Consider the following 19,400-nt stretch of genomic DNA (forward strand, 5'->3'; position numbering starts at 1 on the left):
GTGTTGGATAATCATTTGATGCAAATCAGTGACGCCGAGGGTACAGTTGTAAGCGAATTTACTGATTTACAAAACCTGCCTGGTCAAATAGAATTACCTGGCGGTGATTATACTGCTGAAGTACTATCGGAGATAACAACTCCCGCATTTGATCAGCCTTTATATGGCGGTACGCAAAACTTCACGGTTACTGATCAAAATACAACATCATTAAGCCTAACACTTACACAATCAAACTTTGGGGTAAAGGTGGTTTATGCCGATGATTTTAAAACTGTCAACACTAATTATTCGACAGTCATCAGTAGTGAACATGGCTCCTTAAGTTACAGTGGTTCAGAAACTCGTTTTGGTTATTTTGTAGAAGGACCAATTTCTGTGGTTCTTACCTATACCGATGCTGATGGGATTATTCAAACGGAAGAAAATGTACTGGAAGCGGGTAATCCGTCCATTGCAGCAGGTACCGCATTGACAATAAAATTTCAGACAAGTGAAGATGCTACCTATACCGGTTATTATGCCCAGGCCTCAAATAAAACAGGTCTTGAGTTAAAGGCTACTTTAGGCGATATCATTTCTGCTGGATATAACGAACGTTCATATGCTGACTTGTGGGAGATCTACAAAGTCTCGGATATAAGAACCGATGGAACTATCTGGGATATGTATTCTGATAATCCAACCGGCCCCGAAACATATGTTTACTACCCAGGAGGAGATCAGTGCGGTAACTATTCTGGCGAAGGTGATTGTTACAACCGTGAGCATTCTGTGCCTAAAAGCTGGTTTAATGATGCTGCACCAATGTACACCGACATGGTTCACCTGGTGCCTACCGATGGATATGTCAATAGTAAGCGAAGCAATTATCCTTTTGGAGAAGTAGGAAGTGTTACCTGGACATCGGATAACGGCTGTGTTGTGGGTTCTGCTCGCAACGGTTTGGGATATTCAGGAACTGTATTTGAACCCATCGATGAGTATAAAGGTGATTTTGCCCGCATCTACTTTTATTTTGTAACGCGTTATGATGATAGAGTGGCCGGATGGAATAGTGTAATGTTTAGCTCTGATGCTTATGGGTTGGACCAATGGGCTATTACTATGCTTTTGGACTGGAGTGCGAATGATCCGGTGAGTGATAAGGAAAGAGAGCGAAATGAGCACATTCAGGACTTTCAAAACAACCGTAATCCATATGTCGATCATCCGGAGTTTATAGATAAAATATGGGGACAGTTGAAGTCAATCCAAAAACTTAAAAGTGGGGTCGCAGTTCAAGCGGCTGAATTAACCTTATCAGTTAACTAAATCAGAGAAAAAATCAATCAACTTATGAAGCTACTTTCATTAATAGCTCTATGTTGTATCAGCCTTTCGTTGGCAGCGCAAAATGGTGGTTTAAAAGGAGTCATCGTTAACGCTGAAACCGGAAATGCTGTACAAGGAGCTACAATCACTCTACAACAAAGTAATGTTTCATGCACGAGTGATCAGAATGGTGCCTTTGAAATAAAAGGAACAGCTGGTGCAGAAACCTTAATTGTTTCTTCTTCAACTATACAAACCTTCACCCTTGAAGTTCAGGTTCCTTCTTCCAGCATATTTGATCTGGGCAAGATAAAAGTTGAACCAGCTACTACCTATGTCAATGCTTTCTTTATTGGCGAAGATGAGATTAATATTGAGGATGATAACGACCAGGTCATTTCTGGTCTTTTGGTCTCATCTGATGATGTATATCTCAGTAATGTAGGTTTCACATTTAGTCCTATGCGTTTTCGTGTAAGGGGATATGACCAGGAATACACTTCAACATTTATCAATGGGGTCAATTTTAATAGTGCCGAGCGTGGACGCTTCTTTTACGGAAGTGTTGGTGGCCTGAATGATGTGGTTAAAAACAAAGATGTAGTTAATGGGCTTGAAATGGGTTCATTTAGCTTTGGTAATATTGGTGGTGCAACAAATATTAATATGAAGGCACGCAACTATGCACGTGGCGGACGTATTAGTGCCAGTTACACCAATCGGTCATACAATTATAGGGTAATTGGCACCTATTCAACCGGATTGATGGATAATGGCTGGGCATTTACAGTTTCTGGCTCGCGTCGTTATGCTAAAGAAGGTTACATTGATGGAACATTCTATGATGCCTGGTCTTATATGTTGGCTGTTGAGAAAGTGCTGAATGACAGGCACAGTATTTCATTTACAACTTTTGGTGCACCCAGCCAGCGAGGTAGTTCAAGTGCTTCGTTTCAGGAAGTATATGATATAACCGGCGACAACCTGTACAATCCCAACTGGGGTTATCAGAATGGGAAGAAACGCAATGCACGCGAGACAAAGTCTTATGAACCAGTAGCTATTTTATCGCATGAGTGGAATATTGGTGAGCAAAGCAAACTGACAACCGGTGTGGCAGCTCGTTACAGTATGTATAAGAAAACAGCACTTAACTGGTACAAAGCTGAAGATCCTCGTCCTGATTATTATCGCTACCTGCCAAGTTATCAGGAAAATCCTGAGATAGTGGCGATGTACGATAGCCTTTGGAGGAATGATGTAACGATGCGTCAGATTAACTGGGATAGGATGTATGAAGTCAACCGCTTGAACAACAATGAAAATGATAGATATGGAACCGACAAAGGTGCCAGCTATATGGTTGAAGGTAGAAATAACGATTATATGGAGTTTACCTTCAACTCAACATTTTCAACAGCTATCAATGAACGTTTTAAGCTGGTTGGGGGTGTTGAAGCTCGCCGAACCATAGGGATGCACTACAAAACCGTTGAGGACCTTTTAGGTGGTTCACACTGGTTGGACATTGACCAATTTGCAGAACGTGATTTTAGTGGTGATTCATACAAATTACAGAACGACCTGAATAACCCTAATCGTAAAGTGACAGAGGACGATACCTTTGGTTACGATTATGAGATGCATGTCACTTCGGCCAATGCCTGGTTTCGCAATGACCATAGCTTCTCAAACTGGGATGTGTATTATGGAGCAAAACTAACCTATACCGGCTTTTACCGCGAAGGAAATATGCGTAACGGCCGTGCTCCTCTTAATTCATACGGTAAAGGAAAAGAACATCGGTTTGGTGATATTGCCCTTAAAGCGGGAGGTAAATACAAGCTAAGCGGACGCCATATTCTGGCATTTAATGCGGCTTATGAAACTCGAGCTCCAGTGCCTTACAATGCCTACTTGTCTCCACGCATTAAAGATAATCAGGTGCCAGGTATGGAAAACGGGATTATTCAATCAGGTGATATTGGTTATATCATGAATTTGCCACGATTTAAAGGTCGTGTGACAGGGTATTATACATTGCTTGATAACCAGATTGAGATTGATAATTATTATCACGATGCCTTTCGTACATTTATGAATGTAGCCATGACAGGGATTCAAAAAGAATATCGGGGTGTTGAATTTGGTGCAGAAGCAAAAGTGACGGACCAGATCACATTAACTGCTATAGGTAATGTGGGTGATTACCGTTACACTAATCGTCCTGAAGCAACATTTAGTTTTGATAACGGAAGCCAACCAGATATCACTGAAACGATTTACTTAAAGAACTTCCATGTGGCTGGTACACCTAGTATTGCCGGAAGTTTAGGTCTGGATTATTTCCATCCAAAAATGTGGTTTTTTAATATCAATGGTAACTTCTACGATAAAACCTATCTGGATGTGTCACCAACCAGAAGAACCGAAGCTGCTGTTCAGTTCCCAACTGATGGCATGACCGATGAAGAAATTGATGCTAAACTGAGAGAGATTACAGAACAGGAAGAGCTGGGAAGTAAATTCACATTAGACCTTTCTTTAGGAAAACTTATCTATTTTGAGAATAATAACAGTCTAAGCATTAATGTAATGGTTCAGAATGTGCTGAACAATACTGATATGCGAACAGGTGGTTTTGAACAGGGGCGCTTCGATTTTGAAGAGTATAATGTCAATAAATTTCCGCCACGTTATTATTATGCGCAAGGTTTGAACTTCTTTGTAAACCTGGGCTACCGTTTTTAATATATCCAAATCAGAACAAGAAAATACAAACATATGAAACTTAGAAATTATAGCTTATTCGCATTAGCACTGATGCTGGCAGTGTTTACAGGGTGTGATGAAAGGGATTATGATGTGCCTCCAATTACAGCTCCGGAATATAATGGGCAAGCAACTCATACAATAAAACAATTTAAAGAGCAGTTTACAGGCGACTACCAGGAAATTGATTTTCATGTAGTGATAAGTGGTATTGTTACAGCTAACGATGAGTCGGGTAATCTGTATAAGAAAATGATTATACAGGATGATGAACAAGCCATTGAATTATCAATTGACAAAAACAGTATCTATAACACCTTTCGTGTTGGGCAAAAAGTGTTTGTTGAATGTGAAGGTTTATATACTGGTAAATATGGCGATAAGCAATTGATTGGTTATAAATACCAGAGCAATGGTGAATGGACAGTTGGACGCATGCCGGCCGAAATATTTGAGCGTCATGTCTTCAGACACGATTTTCCGGGTGACAAGCCACTACCTCAGTTGGTGAATATTGCGGATCTGGAGAATACCATGAAAGATAAATTGGTGACTTTCGAGAATGTTAAGTTTTCACAAGGAGGGCAAGTAACTTTTGCTGATGAATCTCAAAACTCAACATCACGAACAATTGTTGATGCAGATGGCAAACAAATAATAGCCTACACCAGTAAGTATGCCAATTTTGCCAACAAGACTTTGCCAGTAGGGTGGGGTAGTTTAACTGGTATCATGTCAAACTATCGTGGAACCTGGCAGCTGGTCATTCGTGATACACTGGATATCGGCACATTTGTGGACGATGGAACAACTCCTACGCCCGATCCGGATACACCGGTTACCACTGTTGATGAAGATTTTGAAAGTGCTGCAGATTATGATGTGGCATCTATTAATGGTTGGTCGGTAGTTAAGGTATTGGGCGACCGCGACTGGCAGATTAGAACCTTCTCAGAAAATAATTATGCACAGGCATCGGCGCATAATGGTACAGCAGACGATTATGAATACTGGTTATTGACGCCTCCAATTGATTTTGATAACGCCACAAACAAGACGATGTCGTTTGAAACGGCAAAAGCTTATTGGAATGCTACATCTTCATTGGAAGTTTACATATTGGATAGTAAAGAGGTTGTGAATGCTAACAAGACCAAACTAGAAGTTACTGTAGCTCAGGAAGGCGATAGTGATAATGCATTTATTCCAAGTGGAGACGTTGATTTGTCAGCTCAAACTGGCATCAAATACATAGGCTTTAAATACGTGGCTAAAGGCGGAGCCAACAACTCAACTACGTTCCGCATCGATAACTTCAAATTTGGTGTAGAGTCAACACCGGTTGAAGACCCTGATCCTGTTACAACCATTAGTGAAGACTTTGAAAGTGGTACTGATTATGGTTCGGCAGCCATTAATAACTGGACAGTGGCCAAGGTGCAAGGCGACCGCGATTGGCAAATCCGTACCTATAATGATAATAACTATGCACAAGCTTCGGCTCACAATGGTGCGGCCGCAGATTATGAATATTGGTTAATCACCCCAGCCATTGATATGGATAATGCAACGAACAAAACCATGTCGTTTGAAACAGCTAAAGCTTATTGGAAAAGTACCTCATCATTAGAAGTATTTGTAATGGATAGTGCTGACCCGGCAACGGCTACAGTTGAAAAAGTAACTGCAAAAATAGCAGAAGAAAATGATGCGGATAACACCTATTACCCATCAGGAGATGTGGACTTAGCGGCACAAACAGGGATTAAATACATCGGTTTTAAGTATGTGGCCAAAGGAGGTGCGGGTAACTCTACCACGTTTAGGATTGACAATTTTAAGTTTGGAGTAACCGAATAACTAAAAACATTTTAACTAACAATTAGACCTAATGAAAATGAAAACAAAATTGCTCATGATGGCACTGGGCCTGGCGGTGTTATCGAGCTGTTCAAACATCAAGGAAGATGTATCTGAAACAGGAACACTGGAAATTAAGTGCGGATATAATTCTGCGGTCACTCTGAAATCAACAGCTGCTGTTGATCCAAATAGTTTTGTTGCGAAAATTATAAATGGACAGGATGCAGTAGTGAAGGAATACAATCCCGTATCAAGTGCTCCAGACCAAATTGAGCTGATGGCAGGGTCTTACACTGTTGAAGCCTATTCAGAAGAGTTTACCACACCAGCATTTGATAAACCTGTGTATGGAGGTAGTGTATTGGTAGATGTGGTACCAGGTCAGAACAGAGCAGCCGCCATTAATTGTACGCAAACCAATGCAGGTGTTAAGTTCTTATGGACAGATGAATTTAAAGCCTCTTTTTCGGAGTATGCAGCAAAGGTAACAATAGCTGATGCATCATTGGATTATCCTAAAACAGAAACCAGAACAGGTTATTTTGCAGCAGGTGATGTAACAATTGATATTACCATTGGAACTGCGCCAAATGCTGCAACATTCTCAAAGACCATTACACTTAATGCACGTGAATTAGTAACAATTAAACCAGTGGCATCGGATGCAGGTTCGGGCACTTTAACTGTTACAATTACTGTTGATACTGATGTGACAGAGCGTGAAGAGGTATTTGTGATTGGTACTGGTGGGGGAACAACTGCACCAGTAGGTGAGTTGACTGAGGATTGGTCAACTGGTACTGATTTGGGTAGTGCAGCCATTAATGGTTGGACTGTATATAATAGGGATAACGGAGCCGATCGTGCCTGGGTAACCAAAGTTTATAATTCTGAAACATATGCTCAGATGTCTGGCTATCAGGGTTCAGCAGGTGAATATGAATCATGGTTAATATCTCCGGCGATTGATGTAACAGCTGCAACCTATAAAAACTTAAAGTTTGAAACTGCCAAAGCTTATTGGGGTGCTTCAACTACATTGGAGGTGTTTATAATGGATGGAGCAGATCCAAGTACAGCTAATAAGGAGGTGTTAACAGCAACTTTGGCACAAGAATCAGACGCAAATCATGCCTGGATTCCTTCTGGAACAATTGATTTATCAAGCTATTCAGGAACACAGTATATTGCCTTTAAATATGTTGGTGCGGCTACTACTTTCCGTATGGATAATTTCCATTTTGGATTTAACCCAGATGGTTCAGGTGATACTGGTGGCGATACAGGTGGTGACACTGGTGGTTCTACAGGTTCAGAAGTCTTAGTTGAAGATTTTGCTACGGCATCCGGAGGAACAGCTGTAGATGCGAGTGGTACGATTTGGGATGGAGGAGTTAATTTTACTTCCACCGATAGAGTTTATCATGCGGCTGGTAGTGTTAAGCTTGGCTCAAGTTCAAGTCCGGGGTCAATGGTAACAAAAGCGTTGGATCTATCTGGGAATGGTGGTGCTTTTACTGTTTCGTTTAAAATACGTGGGTGGTACACCGAAGATAACTCTGTAATTATCGAAGTTGGTGGTGAAGAGAAAACAGTAGCATTTACCAGTACTGGTAAAACAGGAGAAATGGTTGATGCATCTGTAGATTTTACCGGTGGTCAGGCTAATTCGGTTATTACTGTTAAAACAACTACGCGTGAGTACAATGGAAATCCTGTAACTCAGCGAGTGTTTATAGATGATTTCAAAGTAACGCAATAATTATTCATTTATATCCTAAAGAGGTAATCCAGAATTTTGGGTTGCCTCTTTTAATTATATTATTCAATGAGAGCTAAGTTTATACTTCTAATACTTTTAGTCCTATACATTGGTGTTAATGCTCAGGACAAGAAATATGCTGTTTATGGTATGGCATTTTACAACGTTGAGAACTTATTCGATACGGTTAATTCTGATGATACCAATGATGAGGAATTTACACCGGATGGTGGCTATCATTGGAATGAAATGAAGTACGAGAATAAGCTGAAAAATATTTCCACTGTCCTCAATCAATTGGGGGGCAAGTATTGTCCGCAGGGACCGGCTGTTGTGGGTTTGGCTGAGGTGGAGAACCGAAAAGTGCTGGAAGATTTGGTGGCTTATGGCAACTTTGCTGATAAAAATTACCAGATAGTACATGAGGAGTCACCCGATTACCGAGGTATAGATGTGGCATTAATATATAATCCTGCCATATTTACACTTGAGTCGCATAAAACCTATCCATTTGAATTGGACGAAGATACGAAATACAAGACCCGCGATCAGCTGTTAGTTACAGGGCATATATCTGGTGAAAAAGTGCACGTGATTGTTAACCACTGGCCATCGCGCAGAGCCAAATCTATCCGGCGTGAGCAGGCTGCTGCAGTAACTCGTGCAATTGTTGATTCCTTGCTACATGATGATGCTTCGGCCAAAATATTTGTTATGGGTGATTTTAACGATGATCCGACCAATAACAGCATTAAAAAGGTGCTCAAAGGCAAACGAAAAAAGTCAGAAGTCCAGAACGATGAGATGTATAATCCATATTGGGATTTCTATGCGCAGGGAATAGGAACTCTGGGCTACAAAGGAAGCTGGAGCCTATTTGACCAGATCTTGATGAGCAAAGGCCTTATCGATGCTGATAAAAAGAAACTATTTTATTGGAAGTCGGAAATTTTTAATAAGGCTTTTCTGATTAATCAGGAAGGTCAGTTTAAAGGGTACCCTAAACGAACACACTCCAAAGGTATCTATCTGAACGGTTATAGTGACCACTTGCCGGTAATTACCTACATTGCTAAAGAACTATAAGCACATGCCTGTTGTACTCAAACCATATCTCAAATTAGTAGCGTTGGCACTGGTTTGCTCTTGTTTTCTAATGGCTTGTTCCGATGAAGAATCATCAGGCGACTTGTCCTTTGAATTGGTACCCGATGTGGGCGAAATTCCGGTTAACGGCGGGCAATACGAATTACACATTAAAACAAGCTCAGGCTGGACAGTAGAAGAAAATGCTGATTGGCTATCAAGCTCGTTGCGATATGGTGATGGAGATGCAGTTGTTACGATAACCGTAGATGCCAACAGTGGCAGTAAGCGGGGTGAGAATATTAAAATAGCAACCCGCGATGTAACGGATTATTTATACCTTGTTCAGAGTGGTGTTGATGATTCAAATACCGGTAACGGAGGAAATACTGGTTTAGGCGATATTTCAAAGCGCATCGAAATACCCGAGTTGTCAGGCGGTGATGATGCATTGTTTATAACTCATTCTACCGATTATAAAGGTAAAAATATAACCAACTTCAGCTTGGAGTACAGTAAGTCGAAGCGGCACGCCAAGTGGGTAGCTTTTACCTATTACAACGAAACGGCGGGCAATAATGTAAACCGCACAGATGCCTGGGGTGATGATCCTAAAGTGCCTCAGGAGTATCGCTCGCAACGCTCTGATTTTTATGGTTATGATCGGGGACATATTGTCGCTTCCTCAGATCGGGTATATAGCCGCGAAGCCAACGAGCAGACTTTCTACTATTCCAATATGACGCCTATGTATGGTCATTTTAACCGAAATATCTGGACAAAATTTGAAGAAGTACTTAGAAACTGGGGGCGTAGTGCATCATTCAGAGACACCTTGTATGTGGTCAAAGGAGGCACGCTTGATAAGGTGATTGGATACACTTCGGCAGGAACTTATGTGCCGGTGCCCAAATATTATTACATGGCTTTGGTGAATTATAAGAATAAGAAATATACCGGTCTGGCTTTTTGGATAGAGCACACAAAAGACCAAGATGCAGGAAGTATTATGGTTAATGATTTTGCCATTAGCATCGACGACCTTGAGAGTAAGACAGGTATTAACTTTTTTCCAAACTTGCCTGATGACATCGAAAATGATATTGAATCCAGGCTCGATAAGTCGCTTTGGGGAGGCATGTAATACCATTTAAATACAACAATGCGCTGGTATATGCCGAGAAATACTCATCGTATCTTTAAGAGTGAAACGAACTAAAGGCCGATTTTGAATAGTAATCTGTATAATCTCTTTACCAAACAATATCACAGCCACTCCAAAACAGGGTGGCTTTTTCATAAAATACTTTTTAACTTATTGGGGACAAAACAGATAAAATGCTCAATAAGAAAAACCGCCATAGTATTATCATTCAAAATCATGAACTGGTATACTACCGCATTGGTAATGGTGAACCATTACTGTTGGTGCATGGCATTACCACCTATTCATTTATTTGGCAAAGAGTGGTGCCATTTCTTGAAAATCGCTACGAACTGATTATTGTTGATTTATTGGGGTGTGGTGATTCAGCTAAATCTATTGATGTTGCGTTTTCACTTAAGAATCATGCTAAAATCCTCGCTGAGCTACTGGAAGCTCTGCATATTAACAAAGTGCATCTTGTAGGTCACGATGTGGGCGGAGGTATTTGTCAGATTATGGCGGTCAGCCACGCAGAGGTGGCATTAAGTCTGACGGTAATTAATACAGTTGCCTACGATTTTTGGCCGGTTCAGCCAATTATTTCAATGCGAACGCCGATCATCAGGCAGCTGGCCATGGCTTCACTCGATCTGGGAGCCTTTCGTTTTATAGTCAAACGAGGCCTGTATTACAGAGAAAGACTCACTAATGAACTGATGAACTATTTCTGGTATCCCATGAAAACAAGTGCTGGTCGCAAGGCTTTCCTGCACTTTGCGCATTGCCTGGATAATAGAGACTTAATAGAGATTGTTGACGACATTGAGCACCTGCAAATACCTGTTTTGATAATACGTGGTGATAAGGATGTGTACCTGAGCAAACAAATTGCAGAGAAACTGCACCAAAGTATTAAGGGAAGCCAGCTAAAGGTTGTTGCTACAGGCGGGCATTTCATTCAGGAAGATGAACCAGCTGTGATTGCCAGGTATATTGATGAATTTATATCTGTATAAATGGCAGCGGATAAGGAAATATTAAGGCGCTTAGAGCTTCGCATTAAAGAACTGGAGGAAGAGAATAATTCCCTTTCTGATCAGGTTGAAGAGATGTTGCTAATTAACCTTATCAACGAAAGCTTCGATGAGATAACCGATGAAGGAAGGCTTTTGACTGCCGTCCTGGAGAAAATATCGGTGCTTAAAGATATCCCATATTGTGCTTGCTTTGAGTTTAGTGAGACTAGCTATAATTGTTTGGCTCAATATTGCTCCTTCTATACAAATGAGCCTTGCCTCAGTACCGTTTCCATATCAGGTGAATTATTAAAAGAGCTGAATACTCAATCTATATTCCGGACAAATTTAATTCAAAACCCAGGTTTGGTGACATTCGACTCTAAAAGTGCTTTTCACCCGGGTGAGATGCTGGCCATTACCTTTCAAACACGGGCCTTGAATCATGGGGTGTTTATTTTTGTTTGCGATGGCAAGCCATCAGGGCCACTAAAGAATGATTTGTTGCCTTTTTATCAGATAATCCGGATAGTTACAGATAAATGGGACCGAATCAGTTTAATGAAAGAGCTAAGACAGCTCAATAAGGAACTGGAGAAACGCGTTGAAGAACGTACCAACTTATTTAAGCAAAGTGAGGAGAAGTACCGTCAGCTGTTTGATATGGCTACTGATGCTATTTTTTTGTGGGAAATTGATAATAAAGGAAAGGTTTTAGGCTGTAAGGAGATGAATGACGCGGTGCTGAAGATGACGGGCTACAATAAAGACGATTTACAATCCCTCAACCTGTTTTCTCTGTTAGCAGATACCTACACACCTAAAGAGCGAAAGGTATTTGAGAAAGATTTTGCCCGGCAAAGTGGTATTCTGGAAGCATCATTCAACACCAGGATAGGCCTTATTCCGCTTGAGCTGCATTTTAGGCGCATAAAACTGGATAATAAGCAAATGGTATTGGCGATTGCCCGTGACGTAAGCGAACGACAAGCCTACGAAAAACAAATAATTGAGGCCAAAAATAAAGCGGTGGAATCCGAAAAACTGAAGTCTGCCTTCTTAGCTAACATGAGTCACGAGATAAGAACGCCCATGAATGCCATTATTGGTTTCAGTGAGCTGCTCTATCAGGATGAATCCATGCCAGGTGAAGTGAAACTATATGCAGACATCATCTTTAAAAACAGTCTTCATTTACTGAATCTGATTAATGACATTGTTGATTACTCAAAAATAGAAGCCGAACAAGTTACTATTTGCAATGAAGCCATCAATGTCAATGAATTGATATCAGAACTGTCTATCAATATGATATCTATTCTCCATCAATTGTCTAAAAGTCATATTGATGTGTTAACCCATACGCCATTGATTGATAGTGAAGCGGTAATTATTAACGATAAAACACGACTTCGACAGGTGTTTACCAACCTGATTAATAATGCCATTAAGTTTACTCAACAAGGATTTATTGAAATAGGCTATCAATACAATAATCAAGATTATCTGGAGTTTTATGTACGCGATTCTGGCATTGGAATTGCCACCGAAAACCAGAAGAAGGTGTTTGAACGCTTTGTTCAGGTCAGGGATGCTAAAACAAGCAGTGCCGGTGGTACAGGATTGGGTTTGGCCATTTGCTCTAATCTGGTGGAACGTATGAATGGACAATTGTGCCTCGAATCAAGTATTGGTGAAGGATCGACCTTTTGGTTTAAGTTGCCATACAATAAAACTAATGAGTCATAATAGATTGATTGCCATATTATAGAACATGGCATTGGATTTTTTATTAGTTTTAAATGTCTGTAATCCTCTAAACAATTAGTTCTTGGGCTTAAAAACTTCGATAACAGCCATACTGATTGCTGTAGTGCTGCAATGTACTACAGCTAATGTTCGTGGCTTAAAATTTAAGCATCTGGATATTGATGAAGGCCTTTCTAATAATTATGTGACATCGGTACTTAAAGACTCCAAAGGATTTATTTGGGTGGGTACTTTTGATGGTTTAAACCGTTACGATGGCTATCAAATTCAGGCTTTTAATAGTTATGGCGAAGATGAACTGTTGTTGAGTAGCAACATCATCAACTGCCTGTTTGAAGATTCAAAGGGCAACCTGTGGATAGGCACCATGGGTGGAGGGCTTAATTGTCTTGATGCAGCGCGCAGAAACGTTAGTGTCTATGAATATGACTCGCTGCAAAACAGCATTGCCTCTAATCATATTTTTGATTTAACCGAAGACGCACTGGGAAACATATGGATAGCTACAGGAGGTGGAGTGAATAAGTATAACCCGATCACAAACCATTTTGAAATATATGCATTAGCGGAAGGATTAAGTAATGTCAATGTGGTATCGGTGACTTTGCTCAACAATAATGTTTACGCAGGTATGTATGGTGGTGGAGTAGATGTGCTGCATGCTGAAACGGGGGAAATTAAACCATTGGATGAGGAGGCCAGGATGTCGCTCGATGAACATGTTCTTAATGTATTTGTGGATAGTGATGGACTACTTTGGATTGCTTCTGAAAAGCAGGGCTTATGGTGCTTTAATCCATCTGATAATGCGCATGTGCATTATACAAGTAAGGAAGGACAATATAGCTTTCTGGAGAACAACTTTCCGGTTTGTATTACTGAAGATAAGCGTAGGCGAATATGGGTATCTACCGATAAAGGGGGACTTTACTGCTTCGATAAAGCCACACAATTATTTAGTAATCTGCAAAATAATCCTGTGATAGATGAAAGCCTTAAATCCAATGCTTTAACCAAAATATTGATTGATGACAATAACTTACTTTGGGTAGGTACCTACGATAAGGGAGTCTGCTACAGTAACCTTAATCAGGAGGGTATTGTTCATATTACGCATCAAATGAATCAACCGGGTTCGCTTTCAGATAGAAGTGTAAATTGTATCTATGAAGACAGTGACGGGGAAATATGGATTGGTACCGAAAATGGTCTTAACAGGGCAGATAACAAGTTTAATACCGAAGAGAAGTTTTATCGTACAAATGGGCTAAGTGATAATGTAGGTTTAAGTATTCTGGAAACAACTAGCGGCGAATTGTGGATAGGTACATACACTGGTGGGATAAGCATTTATAATAAACAATCCGGAGACTTTCGCTATCTGAAAAAGTCTGAGAGTAGTGAAGAGGAAGGTATTTCCAGTGATTTTGTAAGGGCTTTATTCCAGGACTCCATGGGATTGATATGGATTGGAACTGTAAGAGGTGGTTTAGATGTGTTTGATCCCCAAACAGGTACAATTACTCATTACCCCAATACACATAACGAGCGAAGATATTTGAATAGCAGTAACGTATTGTCGCTTCTTGAAGATAAACAGCATAATATATGGATAGCAACCTATGGAGGCGGAGTTAATGTTTATCATCGGGCAACAGGCACATTCTCCTATATCCAGAACGATAAAAACAATCCGCAGTCCCTTTCAAGCGACCAGGTAACTTGTCAACTGATTGATAGCAATGGTGACTATTGGGTGGGTACCAATTTTGGACTCAATAGGATGAATGCAGATAATGAAACATTTACCGTTTATTATATTGAGGATGGGTTGGCCAGTAATTCAATCGTTGGACTGGTGGAAGATGAAAATAATAATCTCTGGATCACCACGCAAAACGGATTATCAATATACAATTTAAAAACAGGCTTGTTTAGCAACTTTTTCAAGGAAGATGGTCTTCAGGAAAACGTGTTCCATTACAATGCGGTTGCCAAATTGCGGGATGGTTCCATTGTATGCGGTGGGATCAACGGATTAAATGTATTTGAGCCCAATATAAATATTGAAAGACGAAAACCTCAGCCGGTTATAATCACTGGGTTATCCATTTTTAATAATCAGGTTAGTTTTGGGACATTGGCGGATGGTCGCGAAATATTCAAGGGAAAGCTTAGCGAGGCTAAAAGAATCAACCTATCACACAAGGATAGGCTATTTGAGATAAGTTATTCGACCCTCGAATACAGGAATCCCAAGCAAACAGTTTTTCATTATAAAATAGACGAACTACATGATAACTGGATTCACCTTGGGAATGAAAATACTATATCTTTTCACAACCTTCGACCAGATGATTACACATTCAGAATAAAATCAACCACATCAAATTCAAAGCTGGAAAGCGATGAAACGGTTTTAACCATCAGTATAAAGCCACCTTTTTATGGAACTGTTTGGTTTTTCATGCTGGTGGGGATTGTTCTGCTGACATTGGTTATTGCCATTTATCTGATTAAAAACAGAAACGCACGCATCAAAAGGAAACTTCTTGAAAAAACAGTAGCAGAGAAAACCAGGGAGCTTTCAAAAGCCTATGAAAAGCTTGAGAAACAAAATGATAGTTTAGAACGAAAAGTTAACGAACGTACCAGGGACTTGCTGCTGGCAAAAGAAAAGGCTGAAAAGGCTGATGCTCTAAAAACAGCATTTTTGGCCAATATGAGTCATGAGATTCGTACACCCATGAATGCTATTTTGGGCTTTGTTGATTTACTGATTAATGTAGATGTGCCGGAAGAAGAGAGTGACTATTTCAAAGAGTTGATACAATCCAACGGTGTTACGCTAATGCGTTTGATTGATGATATAATGGATTTGGCACGTATTGAGTCTGGTGATTTTAAGATTCAAAAGACACACTTTGAAATCACTCAGGAAATTGAGAAGATTGCTTCCAATTATATTGATGGCAACAGTGAAATAAATGAGGGGGTGCGGTTCATCTATAACAAATTGGAACAGCCTCAGGAAGTGTTTACCGATAGAATCCGACTTCGCCAGATTATCACCAACCTTATTAATAATGCCATAAAGTTTACCGAGAAAGGGTGGATAAAGTTTAACTATTCCATTCAGGATGGCAGGATGTATGGCTTTGTGCAAGACACCGGAATAGGTATCCCATCGCATGAGATTGGGAATATCTTTAACCGTTTTAATAAGTTGGAAGGCTATTCTGAGAAAGTCTACCGGGGAACCGGTTTGGGACTGGCCATTACCAAAGGCCTGGCAAAGCAGCTGGGTGGTAATATTAAGGTAGAAAGCGAAAAAGGAAAAGGTTCCACCTTCTACTTTAATATTAAAATTACAGAGGACTAAGCAAATAGATATTTAAAAGCCTCTTCTATTTTATTGGCTTTAATAACCTGTATATCAAACTTTTTTAGCTCAACACCTTTCACATAGCTAGGTATAATAATGCTTTTAAACCCTAGTTTTGCAGCTTCGCCGATGCGTTGATCCAATCTGGTTACTGGCCTGATTTCACCCGAGAGTCCCACTTCTCCGGTCATACATATATCTGGCGAAATGGTCATGTCCATATTCGATGAGAGAACAGATGTAATGACAGCCAGGTCAATAGCCGGATCATTTACTTTAAGTCCTCCGGCAATATTTAAGAACACATCTTTTTGAGCCAGTTTAAACCCGGCACGTTTCTCAAGAACAGCCAGGAGCATGTTCAATCTTCTCAGGTCGAAACCAGTAACTGAGCGTTGTGGATTTTGATAAGCAGCTGTACTTGCCAGTGCCTGCACTTCAATTAAGAACGGGCGAACGCCCTCCAGTGCTGCTGAAATTGCAACGCCGCTCATCTGTTTTTGCTGAGTGGCCAATAGTAATTCAGAAGGGTTGCTCACTTCGCGAAGGCCACTGCCTAACATTTCAAAGATGCCAATCTCATTGGTGGAGCCAAAGCGGTTTTTAATGGATCGCAATATACGGTACATATGATGACGATCGCCTTCAAACTGCAACACCACATCTACCATATGCTCCAATACCTTCGGACCGGCCAGGCTGCCCTCTTTGGTAATGTGGCCAATGAGAAATACCGGGATATGTTTATCCTTGCATACGCGCAATATGGTTGCTGTACATTCACGTATCTGAGAAACACTGCCAGGAGCCGATTCGATCCTTTCTGTTTCGAGCGTTTGTACCGAGTCAATCACTAGTACGTCAGGCTGCTCATTTTCGATGTGTTTGATAATATGCTCAACTGATACTTCACTTACCACATGGCAATTATCAGCCGATGCCCCTGATATACGGTCGGCACGAAGCTTTATCTGTTGAGGGCTCTCTTCACCAGAGACATAAAGTACTTTAACATTGGGCAGGTTAAGGGCTGTTTGTAATACCAGTGTCGATTTTCCTATACCGGGTTCGCCACCAATTAATACCATGGCACCAGGCACCAATCCGCCACCTAAAACACGGTTTAGTTCCTCATTTCCTGTACTGAGGCGGGGCATTTCTTCAACCGAAACTTTTGAAACAGGCATCGGTTTTGTGCGCTCAGCCAGCACAGTACCTGGCCGACTGTTTTTGGCTTTACCGGTTATCTTGGTTTCCTCAACAAACGTATTCCATTCGCCACAGGCATAGCATTTACCTTCCCATTTGGGCGATTCATTGCCGCAGTTCTGACACACAAATACCGTTTTCGCTTTAGCCATAACTACATGGATGTTTTAATCTTTTCAACAATAGAGGTAGTAGAAAAGCCTTCGACAAAATCAATGGTTTCTACTTTTCCACCTTTGGCTTTGAGTATGTCATAGCCAACAATGTCTTCAGCTTTATAATCGCTGCCCTTGACCAAAACATCAGGCTGCAGAGCTTTAATTAGTTCATAGGGGGTATCCTCATCAAAAAAAACGACTAAATCGATGAACTGTAGGGCAGCCATTAATATGGCTCTGCTTTGTTCATCAACCACAGGGCGTTTCGGGCCCTTCAGGCGTTGAACTGATGCATCGGTATTGAGCCCAAGCACCAATTTGCTGCCTTTATCTTTTGCTTTCGACAGATAATCGATATGGCCGCGGTGCACAATGTCGAAACAGCCGTTGGTAAAAACAATGGTGTCTCCGTTAGCGCTCCAATGCGATACAATCTCCTGGGCGTCGCTGCGTTTTTTTATTTTATTGGTAATGGCATCTAGCTGAGTCATTGATTAATCTTTTATAATAACTGAAGGTATAAAAATAACAAAACCCCGACAGGTGCCGGGGTTCTAGCTTAATATTTTTAAAAACTGCTTTTAAACCAGTGCATTGGTTGCTGTATCCGGAAATACAAATGTTGGTTTAAACTGCTTGGCTTCTTCTAAAGACATGTGGCAATATGTAATAATAATAACTACATCGCCAACGGCCACTTTACGGGCTGCAGCTCCATTCAGGCAGATAACGCCTGATCCTCTTTCGCCTTTGATTACATAAGTTTCAAGGCGCTCTCCATTATTGTTGTTAACAACCTGAACTTTTTCATTTTCAATGATGTTGGCTGCGTCCATTAAGTCTTCGTCAATGGTAATGCTTCCAACATAATTCAGATTTGCTTCTGTTACAGAAACGTTGTGTAGTTTTGATTTTACAACCTCAACATTCATGATCCCTATTTTTGTATGTCACGTTATCTATCAATCTTATCTCACCGGCAAAAACAGCAATACAACCAACAATGTAGTTACTCTTTTCCCAGTTGTCAACAGGCTGCAGCGTATACCCATCTACTATTTCAAAGTACTCAACTTCCAGTCCTTCGGTCGCATTAATGGTTTCTTCCACCTGTTTTTTGACCTTTTCTACCGATAAATCAGGGGCAAAGTTACAAGATTCGAATAAAGTACGGGCAATGGCAGGTGCATTTTTTCGTTGCTTATCAGTGAGTAGCATGTTACGCGAGCTCATGGCCAGTCCATCTGCTTCACGAACAATGTCGCAAGGTACTATCTTAACTGGCAACTTTAGCTGTTTCGTCATCTCGGTTATAATAGCGAGCTGCTGAAAATCTTTCAGACCAAAAAAGGCTTTATCGGGCTTTACCATGTCAAACAAGCGACTCACTACCTGGGCCACGCCGTTAAAGTGACCTGGTCTGTAGCGTCCTTCCATCACAGTTTCGAGACTACCAAAGTTAAATTGCCTGGAATCTTCTTCGGGATAAACCTCCTCAACGGAAGGGGCAAAAACAATATCGCATTTGACAGAGGATAGTGCCTCAAGGTCGGTATTTAAGTCTCGTGGGTAGCGATCAAGATCTTTTGCGTTGTTAAACTGCGTTGGGTTAACAAAAATACTTACTACCACTATATCGGACTTTGATGCCGCATGTTCCACTAATGATAAGTGGCCATCGTGCAAGGCCCCCATCGTGGGTACAAAGCCAATACTTTTGTTTCCCTGTTTGTGGTTTTCAAGCAGAGCCTGAAGAGCAGTAACTGTATGAACTACTTGCATGCTTTATGTATTTAATTGACACACAGGTTAATGTTTGCATTTTGTCATGGTGTCTGAAAATAGCTCGGCAAAGTAATAAAATACTTATCACATTTGGTTCACGAAATCTTAAAAACCTTGTTAAAATATGCTTTTT

At 40.7% G+C, this 19,400-nt stretch carries 13 protein-coding genes; 9 read left to right on the forward strand and 4 right to left on the reverse strand.

Annotated elements, in window-relative coordinates:
- From KEM09_RS00005 to KEM09_RS00045, 9 genes are all read left to right on the forward strand, one after another.
- A partial coding sequence (locus KEM09_RS00005; protein ID WP_212223494.1) for an endonuclease occupies window positions 1-1,314 on the forward strand: 1,314 nt, incomplete at its 5' end.
- Window positions 1,315-1,338: 24 nt separating this feature from the next.
- Complete coding sequence (locus tag KEM09_RS00010; RefSeq protein WP_212223495.1) at window positions 1,339-4,065, forward strand: carboxypeptidase-like regulatory domain-containing protein; 2,727 nt, start codon at window positions 1,339-1,341, stop codon at window positions 4,063-4,065.
- Window positions 4,066-4,098: 33 nt separating this feature from the next.
- Window positions 4,099-5,946 carry a DUF5689 domain-containing protein gene (locus KEM09_RS00015; protein ID WP_212223497.1) on the forward strand — a complete coding sequence of 616 codons (1,848 nt, stop codon included), beginning with the start codon at window positions 4,099-4,101 and terminating at the stop codon, window positions 5,944-5,946.
- Between the two features lie 37 nt (window positions 5,947-5,983).
- Complete coding sequence (locus tag KEM09_RS00020; protein ID WP_212223499.1) at window positions 5,984-7,711, forward strand: DUF4493 domain-containing protein; 1,728 nt, start codon at window positions 5,984-5,986, stop codon at window positions 7,709-7,711.
- Window positions 7,712-7,777: 66 nt separating this feature from the next.
- Window positions 7,778-8,797 (forward strand): endonuclease/exonuclease/phosphatase family protein, encoded by a 1,020-nt coding sequence (locus tag KEM09_RS00025; RefSeq protein ID WP_212223508.1) that lies wholly within the window; start codon window positions 7,778-7,780, stop codon window positions 8,795-8,797.
- Window positions 8,798-8,801: 4 nt separating this feature from the next.
- On the forward strand, window positions 8,802-9,941 hold the full coding sequence (locus KEM09_RS00030; RefSeq protein WP_212223510.1) for a DNA/RNA non-specific endonuclease: 1,140 nt from the start codon (window positions 8,802-8,804) through the stop codon (window positions 9,939-9,941).
- Between the two features lie 194 nt (window positions 9,942-10,135).
- Window positions 10,136-10,960 (forward strand): alpha/beta fold hydrolase, encoded by an 825-nt coding sequence (locus KEM09_RS00035; RefSeq protein ID WP_212223512.1) that lies wholly within the window; start codon window positions 10,136-10,138, stop codon window positions 10,958-10,960.
- Complete coding sequence (locus KEM09_RS00040) at window positions 10,961-12,709, forward strand: sensor histidine kinase (protein WP_212223514.1); 1,749 nt, start codon at window positions 10,961-10,963, stop codon at window positions 12,707-12,709. It begins immediately after the preceding gene.
- A gap of 82 nt (window positions 12,710-12,791) precedes the next feature.
- Window positions 12,792-16,112, forward strand: coding sequence for a hybrid sensor histidine kinase/response regulator (locus KEM09_RS00045; protein WP_212223516.1), 3,321 nt, complete (start codon window positions 12,792-12,794; stop codon window positions 16,110-16,112).
- On the opposite strand, the gene radA is transcribed toward KEM09_RS00045, so the two are convergent.
- From radA to panC, 4 genes are all read right to left on the reverse strand, one after another.
- Window positions 16,109-17,476: a DNA repair protein RadA gene (gene radA, locus KEM09_RS00050; protein ID WP_212223518.1), complete on the reverse strand. Its 1,368-nt coding sequence runs from the start codon at window positions 17,474-17,476 to the stop codon at window positions 16,109-16,111. The two genes, KEM09_RS00045 and radA, sit on opposite strands and share 4 nt — an antisense overlap.
- Window positions 17,477-17,478: 2 nt before the next feature.
- On the reverse strand, window positions 17,479-17,973 hold the full coding sequence (rfaE2, locus tag KEM09_RS00055) for a D-glycero-beta-D-manno-heptose 1-phosphate adenylyltransferase (RefSeq protein ID WP_212223526.1): 495 nt from the start codon (window positions 17,971-17,973) through the stop codon (window positions 17,479-17,481).
- A 90-nt stretch (window positions 17,974-18,063) separates the two neighbouring features.
- Entirely contained in the window at window positions 18,064-18,414 is a 351-nt protein-coding gene (gene panD / locus KEM09_RS00060; protein ID WP_212192184.1) for an aspartate 1-decarboxylase, read from the reverse strand.
- Entirely contained in the window at window positions 18,404-19,264 is an 861-nt protein-coding gene (gene panC, locus KEM09_RS00065) for a pantoate--beta-alanine ligase (RefSeq protein ID WP_212223528.1), read from the reverse strand. The genes panD and panC overlap by 11 nt, the downstream gene beginning before the upstream one ends.
- Window positions 19,265-19,400 lie beyond the last annotated feature (136 nt).

This window comes from Carboxylicivirga mesophila, assembly GCF_018271975.1.
Taxonomy (GTDB): Bacteria; Bacteroidota; Bacteroidia; order Bacteroidales; family Marinilabiliaceae; genus Carboxylicivirga; species Carboxylicivirga mesophila.